This window comes from Streptomyces africanus (assembly GCF_002150735.1).
GTDB classification, from domain to species: domain Bacteria; phylum Actinomycetota; class Actinomycetes; order Streptomycetales; family Streptomycetaceae; genus Streptomyces; species Streptomyces africanus.
In genome coordinates this window covers 1-17,652 of the sequence record NZ_MUKA01000508.1, presented here as the reverse complement: position 1 = coordinate 17,652, position 17,652 = coordinate 1, and the positions used below count along the sequence as shown (strand labels likewise).

The 17,652-nt window shown below is 71.3% G+C and carries 13 protein-coding genes and 1 pseudogene; 5 read left to right on the top strand and 9 right to left on the bottom strand.

All coding sequences use genetic code 11. The annotated features are described in order from the left end of the window. Positions 1-464, top strand: a pseudogene (locus tag CCL05_RS41000) (long-chain fatty acid--CoA ligase); the annotation flags it as partial. Between the two features lie 69 nt (positions 465-533). On the opposite strand, the gene CCL05_RS40995 reads toward CCL05_RS41000, so the two are convergent. Next, positions 534-989 carry a response regulator gene (locus CCL05_RS40995; RefSeq protein ID WP_086565653.1) on the bottom strand — a complete coding sequence of 152 codons (456 nt, stop codon included), beginning with the start codon at positions 987-989 and terminating at the stop codon, positions 534-536. Continuing rightward, on the bottom strand, positions 986-5,092 hold the full coding sequence (locus tag CCL05_RS40990) for a HAMP domain-containing protein (RefSeq protein WP_208641731.1): 4,107 nt from the start codon (positions 5,090-5,092) through the stop codon (positions 986-988). The genes CCL05_RS40995 and CCL05_RS40990 overlap by 4 nt, the downstream gene beginning before the upstream one ends. 177 nt (positions 5,093-5,269) lie before the next feature. On the opposite strand from CCL05_RS40990, the gene CCL05_RS40985 reads away from it, so the two are divergent. Together CCL05_RS40985 and hemW are read left to right on the top strand one after the other, a co-directional pair. After that, positions 5,270-7,438, top strand: coding sequence for a SpoIIE family protein phosphatase (locus CCL05_RS40985; RefSeq protein ID WP_107400586.1), 2,169 nt, complete (start codon positions 5,270-5,272; stop codon positions 7,436-7,438). Between the two features lie 27 nt (positions 7,439-7,465). Further along, positions 7,466-8,698 carry a radical SAM family heme chaperone HemW gene (hemW, locus tag CCL05_RS40980; protein WP_086565652.1) on the top strand — a complete coding sequence of 411 codons (1,233 nt, stop codon included), beginning with the start codon at positions 7,466-7,468 and terminating at the stop codon, positions 8,696-8,698. Between the two features lie 275 nt (positions 8,699-8,973). On the opposite strand, the gene CCL05_RS40975 is transcribed toward hemW, so the two are convergent. Together CCL05_RS40975 and CCL05_RS40970 are read right to left on the bottom strand one after the other, a co-directional pair. Continuing rightward, on the bottom strand, positions 8,974-9,180 hold the full coding sequence (locus tag CCL05_RS40975; protein ID WP_086565651.1) for a hypothetical protein: 207 nt from the start codon (positions 9,178-9,180) through the stop codon (positions 8,974-8,976). 234 nt (positions 9,181-9,414) lie between these two features. Beyond that, positions 9,415-9,654, bottom strand: coding sequence for a hypothetical protein (locus tag CCL05_RS40970; protein WP_086565650.1), 240 nt, complete (start codon positions 9,652-9,654; stop codon positions 9,415-9,417). 201 nt (positions 9,655-9,855) lie between these two features. Here CCL05_RS40970 and CCL05_RS40965 point away from each other — a divergent pair, with 201 nt between their 5' ends. Further along, on the top strand, positions 9,856-11,967 hold the full coding sequence (locus CCL05_RS40965; protein WP_244204579.1) for a serine/threonine-protein kinase: 2,112 nt from the start codon (positions 9,856-9,858) through the stop codon (positions 11,965-11,967). Between the two features lie 59 nt (positions 11,968-12,026). Here CCL05_RS40965 and ilvD read toward each other — a convergent pair whose 3' ends face one another. From ilvD to CCL05_RS40945, 4 genes are all read right to left on the bottom strand, one after another. Next, positions 12,027-13,880 carry a dihydroxy-acid dehydratase gene (ilvD, locus tag CCL05_RS40960; protein ID WP_086565648.1) on the bottom strand — a complete coding sequence of 618 codons (1,854 nt, stop codon included), beginning with the start codon at positions 13,878-13,880 and terminating at the stop codon, positions 12,027-12,029. Between the two features lie 131 nt (positions 13,881-14,011). Further along, positions 14,012-14,716 (bottom strand): TetR/AcrR family transcriptional regulator, encoded by a 705-nt coding sequence (locus CCL05_RS40955; protein WP_086565647.1) that lies wholly within the window; start codon positions 14,714-14,716, stop codon positions 14,012-14,014. Further along, entirely contained in the window at positions 14,713-15,537 is an 825-nt protein-coding gene (locus CCL05_RS40950; protein ID WP_086565646.1) for a sugar phosphate isomerase/epimerase family protein, read from the bottom strand. The genes CCL05_RS40955 and CCL05_RS40950 overlap by 4 nt, the downstream gene beginning before the upstream one ends. Before the next feature lie 93 nt (positions 15,538-15,630). Beyond that, the gene (locus CCL05_RS40945; protein WP_086565645.1) at positions 15,631-16,563 is read right to left on the bottom strand and encodes a Ppx/GppA family phosphatase; all 933 of its coding nucleotides are present in this window, start codon (positions 16,561-16,563) and stop codon (positions 15,631-15,633) included. A gap of 71 nt (positions 16,564-16,634) precedes the next feature. Between CCL05_RS40945 and CCL05_RS40940 the strand changes: the two genes are divergently transcribed. Then, positions 16,635-17,450 (top strand): DUF3109 family protein, encoded by an 816-nt coding sequence (locus CCL05_RS40940; RefSeq protein ID WP_086565644.1) that lies wholly within the window; start codon positions 16,635-16,637, stop codon positions 17,448-17,450. Positions 17,451-17,470: 20 nt separating this feature from the next. Here the strand turns inward: CCL05_RS40940 and CCL05_RS45750 are convergent. Next, positions 17,471-17,652: hypothetical protein (locus tag CCL05_RS45750; protein ID WP_208641730.1), on the bottom strand; the 182-nt coding region annotated here is incomplete at its 5' end.

The following is a 17,652-nucleotide window of genomic DNA, read 5'->3' as shown; positions in this document are numbered from 1 at the left end:
CGCCCGACGGGTATCTGCGGATCACCGACCGCAAGAAGGACCTCATCAAGACGTCGGGCGGCAAGTACATCGCGCCGGCCGAGGTCGAGGGGCAGTTCAAGGCGGTGTGCCCGTACGTGTCCAACATCCTCGTGCACGGGGCCGACCGGAACTTCTGCACGGCGCTCATCGCGCTCGACGAGGTCGCGATCACGGAGTGGGCGAAGGAGAACGGGCTGGAGGGGAAGTCGTACGAAGAGATCGTTTCCTCGCCGGTCACGGTGGAGATGGTCGACGGGTATGTGAAGCAGCTCAACGACGGGCTTCAGCGGTGGCAGACGATCAAGAAGTTCCGGTTGTTGCCGCGGGATCTTGACGTGGAGCACGGGGAGATCACGCCGAGTCTGAAGTTGAAGAGGCCCGTTGTGGAGCGGGAGTACAAGCATCTGATCGAGGAGATGTACGACGGGGCTCGCGAGGCGTAACGGGGTGGCGCGGGGGTTCGTCGGCGGCTGCGGGTTGTTCGTGGTTGCTCGCGCAGTTCCCCGCGCCCCTCAGGTGCCTCTCTCTACCCGGCGTTTCAAGTCCTGGATCTCCTTTCTCAGGCGTTCCACCTCTCTGCCTTTGCGGTAGAGGTCCAGGAAGACGCCGACCTTTGCCCTGAGGACCCAGGGGTCGAAGGGCTTGGTCACGTAGTCGGCGGCGCCTGTCGCGTAGCCGCGGAAGGCGTAGCCCGAGTCGTCGTCCGCGCCCGTCAGGAAGATGATCGGGACGTCGCGGGTCTGGTCCAGGCGTTTGATGTGGGCGGCCGTCTCGAAGCCGTCCATGCCGGGCATGCGGATGTCCAGCAGGACCAGGGCGACGGGCTGCCGCAGCACGGCCTTCATCGCCTCCTCGCCGGAACGGGCGCGTATCAGCGGCTCGTTGAGGGAGGCCAGGACGGCCTCCAGGGCGGTCAGGTTGTCCTCCATGTCGTCGACCAGGAGGATCCCGGCGCGTTCGGTGCTCATGACGGCCGGGCCTCCTGCGTGCTCTCCGCTTCCGGCGTGTCATCCGGGTCCAGCAGTTCGCACACGACCGTCAGCAGCCGGTCGATGTCCACCGGCTTGGGCACGTAGTCGTTGGCGCCGCGGGCGATGGACTTCTCGCGGTCGCCGGGCATCGCCTTCGCGGTCAGGGCGACGATGGGCAGGTCCGCCCAGCGCGGGGTGCGGCGGATCGCGGAGATGGTCTCGTAGCCGTCCATCTCCGGCATCATGATGTCCATCAGCACCAGTCCGACGTCCGCGCTGCGCTCCAGCATCTCGATGCCCTCGCGGCCGTTCTCCGCGTACAGCACGGTCATGCCCACGCGGCCCAGGACATGGGTGAGGGCGAAGACGTTGCGGATGTCGTCGTCGACGATCAGCACCCGCCGCCCGGCCAGGATCCGGCCCGGCCTGCCGGACGTCCACGACTCCAGCCTGGCCGGCGAGGGCCAGGCGTCGTCCGTGTCGTACGCGGCCGGGAACGGTCCGGCGGCGGCCGGCTGCAGGGTCGGGGGCGGTCCGGGGGGATCCTCGGGGGCCGGTCCGGGCGCCGTGTGACCGGGGCTCACGACCGGCACGTACAGGGTGAACGTGGAGCCCTTGCCCGGTTCGCTCTCGGCGACGATCCGGCCGCCGAGCAGGCCCGCGATCTCCCGGCTGATGGACAGGCCGAGGCCGGTGCCGCCGTACTTGCGGTTGGTGGTGCCGTCGGCCTGCTGGAACGCCTCGAAGATCACCGGGAGTTTCTCCGGCGCGATGCCGATGCCGGTGTCGGACACGGTGAAGGCGATGACGTCGTCGGTGTCCCGGACGTAGTGATGCTCGGCGTCCTTCACCCGGTCCACCCGCAGCTCGACCTTGCCCGACGCGGTGAACTTGATCGCGTTGGAGAGGAGGTTGCGCAGGATCTGCTGGAGGCGCTGTTCGTCCGAGTACATCTCGCGCGGTACGTCCTCGCCGACCGCCAGCTCGAAGGCGAGCCCCCGGTCGATGGTCAGGGGACGGAACGTGGCGTGGACGTAGTCCAGCAGCTTGATGAGGGGCAGCCGCTTGGGGCGTACGTCCATCCGGCCGGCCTCGATCTTCGACAAATCCAGGATGTCGTTGATCAGCTGGAGGAGGTCCGAGCCCGAACGGTGGATCGTCGTCGCGAACTGCACCTCCTGGTCGGAGAGATGACCGTCCGGGTTGTCGGAGAGCAGCCGGGCCAGGATCAGCAGGGAGTTGAGCGGGGTGCGCAGCTCGTGCGACATGTTCGCCAGGAACTCCGACTTGTACTGCGAGGAGGTGGCCAGCAGGGCGGCCTTCTCCTCCAGTTCGGCGTTGGAGCGCTGGAGTTCGCCCTGCTGCTTTTGGAGTTCGTCCGAGCGTTCCTGGAGCTGCATGGCGAGGCGCTGGGACTCGCCGAGCAGGGACTCCGTGCGGGAGTTGGCGATGATCGTGTTGATGGCGACGCCGATGGTGTTGACGAACTGGTCGAAGAAGGCCAGGTGCACGTCGGAGAAGCGGGAGAAGGAGGCGAGCTCGATGACGCCGAGGAGCTTGTTCTCGAAGAGGATCGGGATGATGACGATCGTCGTGGGAGCCGCCTCGCCGAGGCCGCTGTTGATTTTGATGTAGTCGGGCGGGGCGCCCTCGACCAGGATCCGCTTCTTCTCCCGGGCCGCCTGCGCGACCAGGCCGTGCACCGGGAGGGCGCCGGTCTCGACCGTCGCGTCCTGGGCGGCGCCGTAGCCGGCGATGAAGGCGAGCCCCTTGGTGGGAACCGTCGCTCCGTCCTCCTCCGGATCGGCCAGGTAGAACGCGCCGTACTGGGCGTTCACCAGCGGAGTCAGCTCGCGGAGTATCAGGTCGGCGACCTCCATCAGGTCGCGGTGGCCCTGCATCAGGGCGGCCAGGCGGGCCAGGTTGGACTCCAGCCAGTCCTTCGCGCGGGTCGTCTCGCGCAGGTTGGCCACCATCAGGTTGATGTTGTCCTTCAGCTCGGCGACCTCGCCGCGGGTCTCGACCGTGATCGAGCGGGACATGTCGCCCTGGGCCACGGCGGAGGCGACCTCGGCGATCGCGCGGACCTGGGTCGTGAGGTTCGAGGCCAGTTCGTTGACGTTCGTCGTCAGGCGCTTCCAGGTGCCGTAGACGCCCTCGACCCTGGCCTGGCCGCCGAGCTGTCCCTCGGAGCCGACCTCGCGGGCCACGCGCGTGACCTCCGAGGCGAAGGAGGACAGCGTGTCGACCATCGTGTTGATCGTGGTCTTCAGCTCCAGGATCTCGCCGCGCGCGTCCACGTCGATCTTCCGGGACAGGTCGCCCTGCGCCACGGCCGTCGCGACCTGGGCGATGTTGCGGACCTGGGAGGTGAGGTTGTCGGCCATGGAGTTGACGTTGTCCGTCAGGTCCCGCCAGACGCCGGAGACGCCCAGCACCTGGGCCCGGCCGCCGAGCCGGCCGTCGGTGCCGACCTCGCGGGCGACCCGGGTGACCTCGTCGGCGAAGGCGCGCAGTTGCTCCACCATCGTGTTGACGGTGTCCTTCAGCTCCAGGATCTCGCCGCGGGCGTCGACCGTGATCTTCTTCGACAGGTCGCCGTTGGCCACGGCCGTCGTCACCTGGGCGATGTTGCGGACCTGCGAGGTCAGGTTCAGCGCCATGAAGTTGACGTTGTCGGTGAGGTCCTTCCAGACGCCGGAGACGCCCCGGACCTGGGCCTGACCGCCGAGGTTGCCCTCGGTGCCGACCTCGCGGGCGACGCGGGTGACCTCGTCGGCGAAGGCGGAGAGCTGGTCGACCATCGTGTTGATCGTGGACTTGAGCTCCAGGATCTCGCCCTTGGCCTCCACCGTGATCTTCTTGCCGAGATCGCCCTGGGCGACGGCGGTGGAGACGAGCGCGATGTTCCGCACCTGCGAGGTGAGGTTGTCGGCCATGAAGTTGACGTTGTCGGTGAGGTCCTTCCAGACGCCGGAGACGCCCCGGACCTGGGCCCGGCCGCCGAGGTTGCCCTCGGTGCCGACCTCGCGGGCGACGCGGGTGACCTCGTCGGCGAAGGCGGAGAGCTGGTCGACCATCGTGTTGATGGTCGACTTGAGCTCCAGGATCTCACCCTGCGCGTCGACCGTGATCTTCTGGGACAGGTCGCCGTTGGCCACGGCCGTCGTCACCTGGGCGATGTTGCGGACCTGCGAGGTCAGGTTCGACGCCATGAAGTTGACGTTGTCGGTGAGGTCCTTCCAGACCCCGGACACGCCCCGGACCTGCGCCCGGCCGCCCAACTGCCCCTCGGTGCCGACCTCCCTGGCCACCCGGGTGACCTCGTCGGCGAAGGCGGAGAGCTGGTCGACCATCGTGTTCACGGTCAGCTTCAGTTCCAGCAGCTCGCCGGTCGCCTCCACCGTGACCGTGCGGGTCAGATCGCCGCGTGCCACCGCCGTCGTGACCGCCGCGATGTCCCGCACCTGGGCCGTCAGCCGGGCCGCCATCGTGTTGACGGCCTCGGTCACGTCCCGCCAACTGCCCGACAGCCCCTGCACCTTGGCGCGGCCGCCGAGCCGCCCCTCGGTGCCGACCTCGCGCGCGACCCGCGTCACCTCGCCGGTGAACAGGGAGAGCTGGTCGACCATCTTGTTCACGGCCCGGCCGAGGCGCCGCAGGTCGCCGCGTAACTCGCGCGTACCGTCGTGCAGATCGACCCGCTGGGTCAGATCGCCGCCGGCCACCGCGTCCAGCACGCGCGTGGCGTTCGCCGCCGGGGCGACGAGGGCGTCGAGCAGCTGGTTCACGTCGTTGACGCGGGACGTCCACAGGCCCTGTCCCGGACTGGCCGAGAGCCGCTCGTCGAGCCGGCCGTGCCGCACCAGCTCCCGTCTGACGCGCTGCGCCTCGGTGGTGAAGTGGAGGTCGCGGTCCACGATCTGGTTGAAGACCGCGGTGAGCTCGGCCACCATCCCGTGGCCGGTTTCCGGCACCTTGGTGAAGTCGCCGTCGCGTGCGGCTGTCATGGCGGCGAGCAGCGGACGCAGATCGGATGCACGAATCTGACCGTCTTCGTACCGGTCTTCGACCACAGGAGTAGCACTGTTCTCACTCATGACGGCCCACTTCGGTAACTCGGCGCTTATGGGCGTGGCCAGTCTGTCACCCTGTCGGCATCGACTGTGGCGTATTCGTACGAACTGCCCGGGGAGCTGTCCATGGGGGCCATTCCGACGCAACGGGAGACCGCTTCCCGTGCCTCAGAGGCGCCTGCGCACGCTTCGGAGATGCCCGTGCCGCCGCACGAGGGGGCCGTCTCCGAGGAGTGTGCGCTGCCTTCCGAGGCGCCGGCGCCCGGGTCCGAGGCGCCCGTGCCGGGTTCCGAGCTGCCCGTGCCCGCATCCGGGCCCGTGGTCGCTTCCGAGAGGCTCGTGGTGGCTTCCGAGGGGCCGGTGGTCGCTTCCGAGGCGCCCGCGAAGGAGCGCGCGCGGGCGTACGCGACCCTGTCCGGCAGCTCTCTCGCGCCGGGCTCCGCGCGCGCCCTGGTGCGCGCGGCGATCGCCGAGTGGACCGGACTCGGCCTGCCGGGCGCCGAGCACCTCACCGACCGTCTCGCCGACGACGCCCTGCTCGTCGTCAGCGAACTCGTCACCAACGCCGTCGTGCACGCCGGCACCGACGTCCAGCTGGAATGCCGGCTGGAAGGCGACGACCAGGACACGGCCGCGCTGCTCGTCGAGGTCTCCGACCACCACCCCTCACGCGCCCCGCGCGGCAGCGAGCCGGAAACGCCGCAGGACACCCCGGAGTACGGACGCGGCCTGCGGCTCGTCGGCGCGCTCTCCGAGGCCTGGGGCATCACGTACCGCACGGGCCGGAAGACCGTGTGGGCGCGGTTGCCCGCCGGGGGATGCGAGGCCGGCGACCAGATCGAGGCGTACGCCGGGGAGCACGCGCTGGCGCGCGGGCTGCGCGTGGCGGAGATCCTGGCGCCGGAGCCACCTCCCGGGCAGCAGGCCCGGGAGAGCCGGGCGAAGGACGCACGCGACCCGCAGGACCCCGGCGGCTCGGGCGACCTGCGCGACTGGCAGGACCTGCGGGACTGGCGGGAGCGGTACGAGGACTGCGACGGCCGGGACGGACGCGACGGCTCCTGGCTGGGCCGCGGGGCCCTCTCCTTCCTCGCCGAGGCCTCCGACCTGCTCGCCGGACAGCTCGACGAGGACCTGGTCGCCGCCCTCGCCGGGCAGTTGATCGTGCCCCGGCTGGCCGACTGGTGCGCGGTGTGGCTGGAAGACGAGGCCACCGCCGGCGGCTGGAGCGGCGGGGCCGGACCGGGCGGGCCCCGGCTGGCCCGGGTCTGGCACGGCAGCGAGAACCGCATCGAGGAGCTGCGCCGGGCCCTGGAGAAGGACACCCCACACCCGTCCGACCCGTTACAAGCCGGTCCGTCCGACTATCCCTGGCCCGGCGAGGCGCTCGGTGACGCCCCCGGCGAGCCGGGCTCGGCCCTGGCGTACCGGCTCGTCGCCGGTGGACGCCCGCTGGGCACCCTCGTCATCGGACGGTCCGGGTCCGCCGGCTTCCCCGACGAGATCACCGGCCTGGTCGAGGACCTCAGCCGCCGGGTCGCGCTCGCCATCGGCGCCGCCCGCCAGTACGCCCGCCAGGCCACCATCAGCGCCGTACTCCAGCGCGGACTGCTGCCCGGCGCCGTGGCCGAGATCCCCGGGGTGCGCAGCGCCCTCGTCTACGAGCCGTGCGACAAGGGCGGGCCCAGCGGCGACTTCTACGACCTGTTCCCGGCCGGAGACGGCCGCTGGTGCTTCGCCGTCGGCGACGTCCAGGGCAAGGGACCCGAGGCCGCCGTCGTGATCGGCCTGGCCCGGCCCTGGCTGCGGCTGCTGGCCCGTGAGGGCTACCGGGTCGCCGACGTCCTCGACCGCCTCAACCAGCTGCTGCTCGACGACGCCACGGAGGCCGCGGACGCGGCGGCCCGGGCCCTGGTGGCGGCGGGCGCGCGGCCGACTCCGCCCGGCGACGGCCCCCAGACGCGTTTCCTGTCCCTGCTGTATGGCGAACTCGTCCCCTTCGACGGCGGTGTCCGCTGCACCGTCGCCTCCGCCGGGCACCCGCTGCCCCTGCTGCTCGGGGCGGGCGGCGAGGTCCACACGGCCGCGCAGCCGCAGACCCTGCTGGGCGTCGTCGAGGACGCCACGTACGCGAGTGAGACCTTCGAGCTGCGCTCCGGCGACACGCTGCTGTGCGTGACCGACGGCGTCACCGAGCGCCGTTCCGGCTCCCGCCAGTTCGACGACGGCGACGGTCTCGCGACGGCGCTGGCCGGGTGCGCGGGGCTGGACGCGGAGCTGATAGCCGAGCGGATCACGCGGCTGGTGCACGAGTTCGGGGCGCGGCCGCCGGCGGACGATCTGGCGCTGCTGGTGCTCCAGGCGGAGTGAGTGCCCGGGTGCTGGACAATGGGACGTATGCCTTCCGCACTCCCCGACGGTGAGCCCGTCCCCGACGACGGCGCGCTGCCCGCGTCCGCGCTCGCCGGGGCCGCCGACCGTCCGCTCGGGTTCTACCTGCATGTTCCGTACTGCGCGACCCGCTGCGGCTACTGCGACTTCAACACCTATACGGCGACCGAGCTGCGCGGCAGCGGTGGTGTGCTGGCCTCGCGTGACAACTACGCCGGGACGTTGGTCGACGAGGTCCGGCTGGCACGGAAAGTGCTGGGGGACGACCCGCGGCCCGTTCGTACGGTGTTCGTGGGCGGGGGTACGCCGACCCTGCTCGACGCCGGTGACCTGGTGCGGATGCTCGCGGCCGTCCGTGACGAGTTCGGGCTCGCGGAGGATGCCGAGGTCACGACCGAGGCGAACCCGGAGTCGGTGGATCCGGCGTATCTGGCGGCCCTGCGTGAGGGGGGCTTCAACCGGATCTCCTTCGGGATGCAGAGCGCGCGGCAGCATGTGCTGAAGGTGCTGGACCGGACGCATACGCCGGGGCGGCCCGAGGCGTGTGTCGCGGAGGCCCGGGCGGCCGGTTTCGAGCATGTCAATCTCGACCTGATCTACGGCACGCCGGGGGAGTCCGACGACGACTGGCGGGCGTCGCTGGACGCGGTGCTGGGGGCCGGGCCGGACCATGTCAGCGCGTACGCCCTGATCGTCGAGGAAGGGACGCAGCTGGCTCGGCGGATCCGCCGGGGCGAGGTGCCGATGACCGACGACGACGTGCATGCCGACCGGTACCTGATCGCGGACGAGGTCCTCTCGGGCGCGGGCTTCGAGTGGTACGAGGTGTCGAACTGGGCGACCTCGGAGGCGGGGCGGTGTCTGCACAACGAGCTGTACTGGCGGGGGGCCGACTGGTGGGGGGCCGGGCCTGGCGCGCACAGTCACGTGGGTGGCGTGCGGTGGTGGAACGTGAAGCATCCCGGGGCGTATGCGGGGGCGCTGGCGGCGGGGCGGTCGCCCGGTGCCGGGCGTGAGGTGCTGTCGGAGGAGGATCGGCGGGTCGAGCGGATTCTGCTGGAGTTGCGGTTGCGGGAAGGTGTGCCGCTTTCGCTGCTGCGGGAGGAGGGGCTTGCGGCGTCGCGGCGGGCGTTGTCGGACGGGCTTCTGGATGCCGGTCCGTACGAGGAGGGGCGTGCTGTACTGACGTTGCGGGGGCGGTTGCTGGCGGACGGCGTGGTGCGCGACCTGGTGGACTGAGGTGCTGGGCGTTGTCGCTGAGGCCGGGTGGGTACGCAGCCCGGCGTAGCGGGGCGCCGCTGCGCCCACCCGTGCCGCCCTGGGCGTACCTCCCAGGCCCTTAAGGCACTGGGGGAGGCACGATTGCCCGCAGCTCAGCGGGGATAAAAGGGTAATGCCGGCGCAGCTCCCCAGCTGCGCCGGCATTGGTGCCGTCCGCCGCACCCCCGTCCCCACGGGGTTTCATGGGTGGGATGTCCCCGCCCGGACCGCTCTTCCGGGCCTGGGGTCGCCGCTCAGCGCCCCAGCATCTCTCCCACGGACGACGCTTGTGTGGCCACTGTCTCCCACCCGTCGAAGACGAGGAGGAGCAGGACCGCCAGGGGAAGGGCCATCAGCGTCGCCACCACGGGGTGGCGACGGCCCTGGCGGCGGCGGAACGCGGCGGCGTACACCTTGCGTCCCTCCTCGCGGATCAGTGTCCGCGGTGCCGTGTGGGCCATGGTCCCTCTCCTGACCGTTCTCAGTTGTCGTCGGCAGCGGCGGGTGTCTGACCTCGGGGGACGAGTGCTGCACCCGCCGCTTGACCTCAAATCTAGGTCTCCGGCCCCTCCCGGGCGTCATGCCCTCGTACCGATTGCCGGGCCTCCCGGAGGATGAGCCGCCACCTGCGATGTACTCCCCTGGGTGGAGACGGAGACTCAGGTCTCAGGGTCTTCCCCGACGGGACGCCCGGCTCACCCCGCTTTGTCCGAGCTTTCCTCCCGTGGAACCGGCTGTTCGACCAGGGCCAGCACCCGGTTCGCCATGAAGCGGGCCGTACGCACCACGGCCCCCGTCCTGGTGACTTCGCTCACTTCCACGACACCTCGGCGTACCGCCGTCTCCACCCTGCGGCCCGCCCTGCTCGCCACCACCTCGTACGTGCGCGTCGTGTCGCCGGCGTCCACGACTATCTCCACACGGTCACCCTTCACGGGTCCAATCCCCCTTCCGGGTCAGGCGGTTGGGGCCATCCCCCGCGCGAACACGGCCCGTCCGCACGCCCCCTGACCGCCCTTCAAGTCTCCCACCCACCACTGACAATCCATCGCCCCGAGAGGGCGCGGCCTCTGCGCGCGGGCGGCCGTGGAAACGTAAGCTGTGGCTCGTCACAGGACCGGGCAGCGGGGATGAACATGGCGATGATGCGCCTGAGGCGCGAGGACCCGCGCGTCGTCGGCTCGTTCAGGCTTCACAGACGGCTCGGCGCGGGCGGGATGGGCGTGGTCTACCTGGGCTCCGACAAGAAGGGGCAGCGGGTCGCGCTCAAGGTCATCCGGCCCGACCTGGCGGAGGACCAGGAGTTCCGCTCGCGGTTCGCCCGTGAGGTCTCGGCGGCACGGCGGATCCGCGGCGGGTGCACGGCACGGCTCGTGGCCGCCGACCTCGACGCCGACCGGCCCTGGTTCGCCACCCAGTACGTACCCGGTCCCTCCCTGCACGACAAGGTCGCCGCCGAGGGACCGCTCGGCGCGGCCGACGTCGCGGCCGTCGGTGCCGCCCTGTCGGAGGGCCTGGTCGCCGTGCACGAGGCCGGGGTCGTGCACCGGGACCTGAAGCCGAGCAACGTCCTGCTCGCCGAGGACGGGCCGAAGGTCATCGACTTCGGCATTTCCCGGCCGAAAGACAGCGAGTTGCGGACTGAGACCGGGAAGCTGATCGGTACGCCGCCTTTCATGGCGCCCGAGCAGTTCCGGCGGCCCAGGGAAGTGGGGCCCGCCGCCGATGTGTTCGCCCTCGGGTCCGTGATGGTGCATGCGGCGACCGGGAAGGGGCCGTTCGACTCCGACAGTCCCTACGTCGTCGCCTATCAGGTCGTGCACGACGAGCCGGAGCTGGCCGGGGTACCGGAAGAGCTGGTGCCGCTCGTGCTGCGGTGTCTCGCCAAGGAGCCCGAGGACCGGCCCTCCCCCGACGAGTTGATGCGGGAACTGCGGTCGGTGGCGGCCTCGTACGACACGCAGGCGTTCATACCGGCGCAGCGCGTGGAGGAGGCGGAGCAGCAGGAGGCAGTGGCTGTTGCGGAGCAGGGCGGCGGGGGTCCTGGCGAGGAGGTGTCGCGTCGGGCCGCAGTGCGGTTCGGTAAGCGGGCCGTCCTCGGTGCCGGGGCTCTCGGGCTGGCCGTCGCCGGTGCGCTGGCGGCCGTTCCCCTGCTCGGGGGTGGTGGGCCGGGGCACGAGGTCGCCGCCGCGCCGCGGACCACGGCGGCCGCGTTCTCGGCGTGGGAGGCGCCGGCGCTGTCCGGGAAGAGCATGCCCCAGTGTTCTTACGCTGCGGGGAAGTTGCTGTGTGCGCAGACCGGGCTGGTCTTCGCTCTCGATCCTGTCGACGGGCGGCTGCTGTGGCGGCATCCTCTGGACGCGAGCGGGCCGCCGAGCGGGGCTCCGGTCGTGTCGGGTGGGCTGGTGCCGGCCGGCCTGGGCCAGGGGCGGCGGTTGGCGATGCTCGATCCCGGCTCGGGTGACGTGAAGCGGCGGCAGGAGCTGCCCGCGTACGGGGGGCTGCGGGCCGTCGGCGGCATGCTGCTGCTCACCGCGGCCGACGGGACGGTGAGCGGGGTGGAGAGCGCCTCGGGCGAGGTGAAGTGGAGCCATCGGATTCCCGGGCAGGACGTGCCGTACTTCGTCTCGTTCCCCGGGGATCCGCTGGCTTACGCGGCGAGCGTGTCGGATGACGGGTCCGGTACGAGGGTCACGGCGGTGGATCCGGGCACCGGGGATGTGCGGTGGGAGGCGCGGCTGGCGGGGGCGTTGCAGCCGCTCGGGGTCGTGGACGGGGCGGTCGTGTTCGTGGCGGTCGATGCCGTGCGGGGGGACGCGCGGGCCGTGGTCCGTTACGACCCGGAGCGCCGGGCGAGTGTGCGAGTGCCGTTGCGTGTTCCGCTGCAGCAGGTGGCGGGGAGTGTGCACGGGGACGTCGTGCACCTCATGGCGACGGGCGGTGCGCTGGTCGCCGTCGATCTGGAGGCGCGTCGGCAGCGGTGGACTCTGGAGACCGGAGTCGTCCGGGGGTCGACGCCGGTCGCCGACGACCGGTACGTGTACGTCACCGCGCCGGACGGGCGGCTGCTCGCCGTCGACGCGCGGCGCGGGAAGCTCGTCGGGCAGACGTCTCCGCGGCTGGGCGACCGGTCGGACCGGGTTCCGGCAGCGCTTCCCGAGCCCGTGCTCGTGGGCGACCGTGTCTATGCCGGTGCGCCGGACGGGTCCGTCTTCGCCGTGAGCGGGCGTGATCCGTCGGGGTGGTAGCGCGTACGGGGAAGGGCCGCTCCCGGGAGACCCGGGGGCGGCCCTTTCGTGTGGAGTGCTCAGCCCAGCTTCGTGACGTCTCGCACGGCGCCCTTGTCCGCGCTGGTCGCCATCGCCGCGTAGGCCCGCAGCGCCGCCGAGACCTTGCGGTCGCGGTTCTTCGGGGCGTACACGCCGTTCAGCGCCTGCTCGCGGCGGGCCAGCTCGGCGTCGTCGACGAGGAGCTCGATGGTGCGGTTCGGGATGTCGATGCGGATGCGGTCGCCGTCCTCGACGAGGGCGATGGTGCCGCCGGCGGCGGCCTCGGGCGAGGCGTGGCCGATGGAGAGGCCGGAGGTGCCGCCGGAGAAGCGGCCGTCGGTGATCAGGGCGCAGGTCTTGCCGAGGCCGCGGCCCTTCAGGTACGAGGTCGGGTAGAGCATCTCCTGCATGCCGGGGCCGCCCTTGGGGCCCTCGTAGCGGATGACGACGACGTCGCCCTCCTTGATCTGCTTCAGCAGGATCTTCTCGACGGCCTCCTCCTGCGACTCGCAGACGACCGCCGGGCCCTCGAAGGTCCAGATCGACTCGTCGACGCCGGCCGTCTTCACCACGCAGCCGTCGACGGCGAGGTTGCCCTTGAGGACCGCGAGGCCGCCGTCCTTGGAGTACGCGTGCTCGACGGAGCGGATGCAGCCGCCCTCGGCGTCCTCGTCGAGGGCCTCCCAGCGCTCGGACTGGGAGAAGGCCTCGGCGGAGCGGACGCAGCCGGGGGCCGCGTGCCACAGCTCGACCGCCTCGGGGGACGGGGAGCCGCCGCGCACGTCCCAGGTCTTCAGCCAGTCGGACAGGGACGGGCTGTGGACCGCGTGCACGTCCTCGTTGAGCAGGCCCGCGCGGTGCAGCTCGCCGAGGAGGGCGGGGATGCCGCCGGCGCGGTGCACGTCCTCCATGTAGTACGTGCGGTCCTTGGCGACGTTCGGCGCCACCTTGGCCAGGCAGGGGACCCGGCGGGAGACCGCGTCGATCTCCTCCAGGCCGAACGGGACGCCGGCCTCCTGGGCCGCGGCCAGCAGGTGCAGGATCGTGTTGGTGGAGCCGCCCATCGCGATGTCGAGGGCCATCGCGTTCTCGAAGGCCGCGAAGGTGGCGACGTTGCGCGGCAGGACCGTCTCGTCGTCCTGCTCGTAGTAGCGGCGGGTGATGTCCATGACCGTGTTGGCCGCGTCGACGTAGAGCTGCTTGCGCGCGGTGTGCGTGGCCAGGACCGAGCCGTTGCCGGGGAGGGAGAGGCCGATGGCCTCCGTGAGGCAGTTCATCGAGTTGGCGGTGAACATGCCGGAACACGAGCCGCAGGTCGGACAGGCGTTCTCCTCGATGCGGAGGATGTCCTCGTCCGAGATCTTCTCGTTCACGGCCTCGGACATCGCGTCGACCAGGTCGAGCGTGCGGACCGTGCCGTCGACGAGCGTGGCCCGGCCGGACTCCATCGGGCCGCCGGAGACGAAGACCGTCGGGATGTTCAGGCGCAGGGCCGCGTTGAGCATGCCCGGTGTGATCTTGTCGCAGTTGGAGATGCAGATCAGGGCGTCGGCGCAGTGGGCCTCGACCATGTACTCCACGCTGTCCGCGATCAGGTCCCGGGAGGGGAGGCTGTAGAGCATGCCGCCGTGGCCCATGGCGATGCCGTCGTCGACCGCGATCGTGTTGAACTCGCGCGGGATGCCGCCGGCCTCGACGATCGCCTCGCTGACGATCCGGCCGACCGGCTGGAGGTGGGTGTGGCCCGGCACGAACTCCGTGAAGCTGTTGGCGACCGCGATGATCGGCTTGCGGCCGATGTCCGCACCCGGTACACCGGAGGCGCGCATAAGGGCGCGGGCGCCCGCCATGTTGCGGCCGTGGGTGACTGTGCGGGACCTCAGCTCGGGCATCGTCGCTCGCTCCTTCAGAGACTGCGTCAGAGGATTCGGAGATTTCTGACTGCTACCGAGCGTACGCCGGTCATCCAGAGGGCGGGACGGAGTGTCCGGAATGCGGGACGCATGTCTCGGCCGACGGCGGTTCAGGGCCCGGTGAGGTGGCCCTGCACGACCGGCGCCAGGCGCGCGATGATCTGCTCGGTATCCGCCGAGGCCAGCGGCTCGATCTTGATGACGTACCGCAGCATCGCGGTGCCCACCAGCTGGGCGGCGGCCAGCTCGGCCCGCAGTTCGGCGTCCGGCAGGTCCAGTCGTCCCGCGATGCGGCGCAGCACCTGGGCGGCGACGATACGGCGGAAGACGGCGGCCGCCGTGTCGTTGGTGACGGCGGAGCGGACGATGGCGAGCAGGGGCGCTCGGGTCGCCGGGTTCTCCCAGACGCCGAAGAAGAACCGGGCCAGGCGCTCCCCGACGCCGTCCAGGGGACCCTCCTCGATGGCCTTCGGCGCGTCCAGGGCGGGTCCGAAGGACAGGGTGATCGCCGCTTCGAAGACCTGCTCCTTCGTCCCGAAGTAGTGGTGCACGAGCGCCGGGTCGACCCCGGCCGCCTTGGCGATGCCGCGTACGGACGTCTTCTCGTAGCCGCGCTCGGAGAACTCCTCGCGGGCGGCGGTCAGGATGCGGTCCCGCGTGTCGGCCGATTCCGTGCGCGGGGGGCGGCCCCGGCGGCGGGCGGTGGACCCCGTGGCGGCGTCGGTGCCGGTGCCGGGGCCAGGACCGGGGTTGGCGCGAGGGCCGGTCCCCTTACCGGTGGCGTCCGGGGGACCGGCCGGGGGGCGGTCGTTCATCGCCTCGGTACCTTCGCCGCCGAGGCCAGGTGCAGGCGTGTGAAGGCCAGCGCCTCCGCCAGGTCGGCCTCCCGCTCCGCGCTCGACATGGCGCGGCGGGTGTTGACCTCGATCACGACATGGCCGTCGAAGCCGGTGACGGCGAGCCGCTCCAGGACCTCGGCGCAGGGCTGGGTGCCGCGGCCGGGCACGAGGTGCTCGTCCTTGGCCGAGCCCCTGCCGTCGGCGAGATGGACGTGGCCCAGGCGGTCGCCCATGCGGTCGACCATGTCCAGCGCGTCGGCGCGGGCCGTCGCGGTGTGGCTGAGGTCGATCGTGAAGTGGCGGTAGTCGTCCTTCGTCACGTCCCAGTCGGGGGCGTACGCGAGCATCTCGCGGTCGCGGTAGCGCCAGGGGTACATGTTCTCGACGGCGAACCGTACGTCCGTCTCGTTCGCCATGCGCCAGACGCCCGCGACGAAGTCCCTGGCGTACTGGCGCTGCCAGCGGAACGGGGGGTGGACGACGACCGTGCTCGCGTCGAGCTTCTCGGCCGCCGCGCGGGCCCGCTGGAGCTTGGTCCAGGGGTCCGTGGACCAGACGCGCTGCGTGATGAGCAGACAGGGGGCGTGGACGGCCAGGACGGGGATCTGGTGGTAGTCGCTCAGTCTGCGCAGGGCTTCGATGTCCTGGCTCACGGGGTCGGTCCAGACCATGACCTCGACTCCGTCGTAGCCGAGGCGCGCGGCGATCTCGAAGGCCGTGGCCGTCGACTCCGGGTAGACCGAGGCCGTCGACAGGGCGACCTTCGCGTCCGGGATCCTTACGGCTGGCTCTGCCATGCAGGACAGATTACGGGGTGTGGTCGGGGTGGAGCGGGGTGCCTATTCGCCGTTGTGGTGTTTGCCATAGACGGCTCCGTCCTCCCTGCGGACTCATACCGACTCCATGTGATCCAGGCGGCGCAGGATCACGCCCTCCCTGAGTGCCCAGGGGCAGATCTCCAGGCGCTCCACGCCGAAGAGGTCCATCGTGGCCTCGGCGACCAGGGCGCCCGCCAGCAGCTGGCCCGCCCTGCCCTCCGAGACGCCCGGGAGTTCGGCTCGTTCCGCCTCCGTCATTCCGGCCAGCCTCGGGACCCATTCCTCCAGGGACTTCCGTTTGAGTTCCCGCTGGACGTAGAGGCCTTCGGCGGAGCGGGCGGCTCCGGCGATGCGGGCGAGCTGCTTGAAGGTCTTGGACGTGGCGACGACGCGGTCGGGCGGGCCGAACCGGCTGAACTCGCCGACCGTGCGGGCGACCTCGGTGCGGACATGCCGGCGCAGGGCGCGTACGTCGTCCGGGGCGGGCGGGTCGCCGGGCAGCCACCCGGCGGTGAGGCGGCCGGCGCCCAGCGGCAGGGACGCGGTCGCGTCGGGCTCCTCGTCGATGCCGTAGGCGATCTCCAGGGAGCCGCCGCCGATGTCCAGGACCAGCAGTTTCCCGGCCGACCAGCCGAACCAGCGGCGGGCGGCGAGGAAGGTGAGGCGGGCCTCCTCCTCGCCGGTGAGGACCTGGAGCTCGACGCCGGTCTCGGTGCGCACGCGCGCGAGGACGTCGTCGGCGTTGCCTGCCTCGCGCACGGCGGAGGTGGCGAACGGCAGGAGGTCCTCGACGCCCTTGTCCTCGGCCGCCTGGAGTGCCTCGTGGACGACCGAGACCAGCCGGTCGACGCCCTGGGGACCGATCGCGCCGTCGCCGTCGAGGAGCTGGGCGAGGCGCAGTTCCGCCTTGTGCGAGTGCGCGGGCAACGGGCGCGCGCCGGGATGCGCGTCCACCACGAGCAGATGCACCGTGTTCGATCCCACGTCGAGGACACCGAGTCTCATGTACGGAACGCTACTGCCAGCCGTGCCGTCCACCGTCCTCGGTGCGGGAAGAAGGCCCGTACCCTGGACTCGTGCCAAAGACGAAAAAGGCGAAGCGCGACAAATCATCGGGCGTCCCGCGGCCCGGCGAGAAGGGCCCCGACGAGAAGGGCCTCGACTTCGCCCGTGCGTGGGTGGAGTTTCCTGATCCGGCGGACGACGAGCAGGTCTTCCGCTGCGATCTGACATGGCTGACCTCTCGCTGGAACTGCATCTTCGGCAGCGGCTGCCAGGGCATCCAGGCCGGCCGCGCGGACGACGGGTGCTGCACGTTGGGTGCCCACTTCTCCGACGAGGACGACGAGAAGCGGGTCGCCGAGCATGTGGCGAGGCTCACCCCGGACATCTGGCAGCACCATGCCGAGGGCACGAGCAACGGCTGGGTCTCCGAGGACGAGGACGGCGACCGGCAGACACGCCCCTTCCAGGGCTCGTGCATCTTCCAGAACCGGCCCGGCTTCCCGGGCGGCGCGGGCTGCTCGCTGCACATCCTCGCTCTGAAGGAGGGCCGCGAGCCGCTGGAGACCAAGCCGGACGTGTGCTGGCAGCTGCCGGTGCGGCGGACCTACGAGTGGATCGACCGGCCCGACGACACGCGGGTGCTCCAGGTGTCGATCGGTGAGTACGACCGGCGCGGCTGGGGGCCGGGCGGCCACGATCTGCACTGGTGGTGCACCTCGGCGACCTCGGCGCACGGCGCGGGCGAGCCGGTGTACGTCTCCTACCGGCCGGAATTGATCGAGCTGATGGGCAAGGCCGGCTACGACCGGCTGGTGGAGCTGTGCGAGGAGCGGCTGGCCTCGCAGCTGCCGTTGCTGGCGCCGCATCCGGCCGATCCGGTCGACTGACCGTCCATTGCGCTGACCGTCTATTCCGTGGACGGGATCGGGTCGCCGCTGTCGGAGGGCGGGACCGTCGGGTCCGTCGGGTCCGTCGGGTCCGGGTCCGAGGGCGTGGGTGTGGGGTCCGGGTCGGGTGACGGGGGCGGCGTGGTCGGCGTCGGGTCCGGTGGGGCCGAGGTCGTGGGCGTCGGGTCGGGCCGGGTCGGAG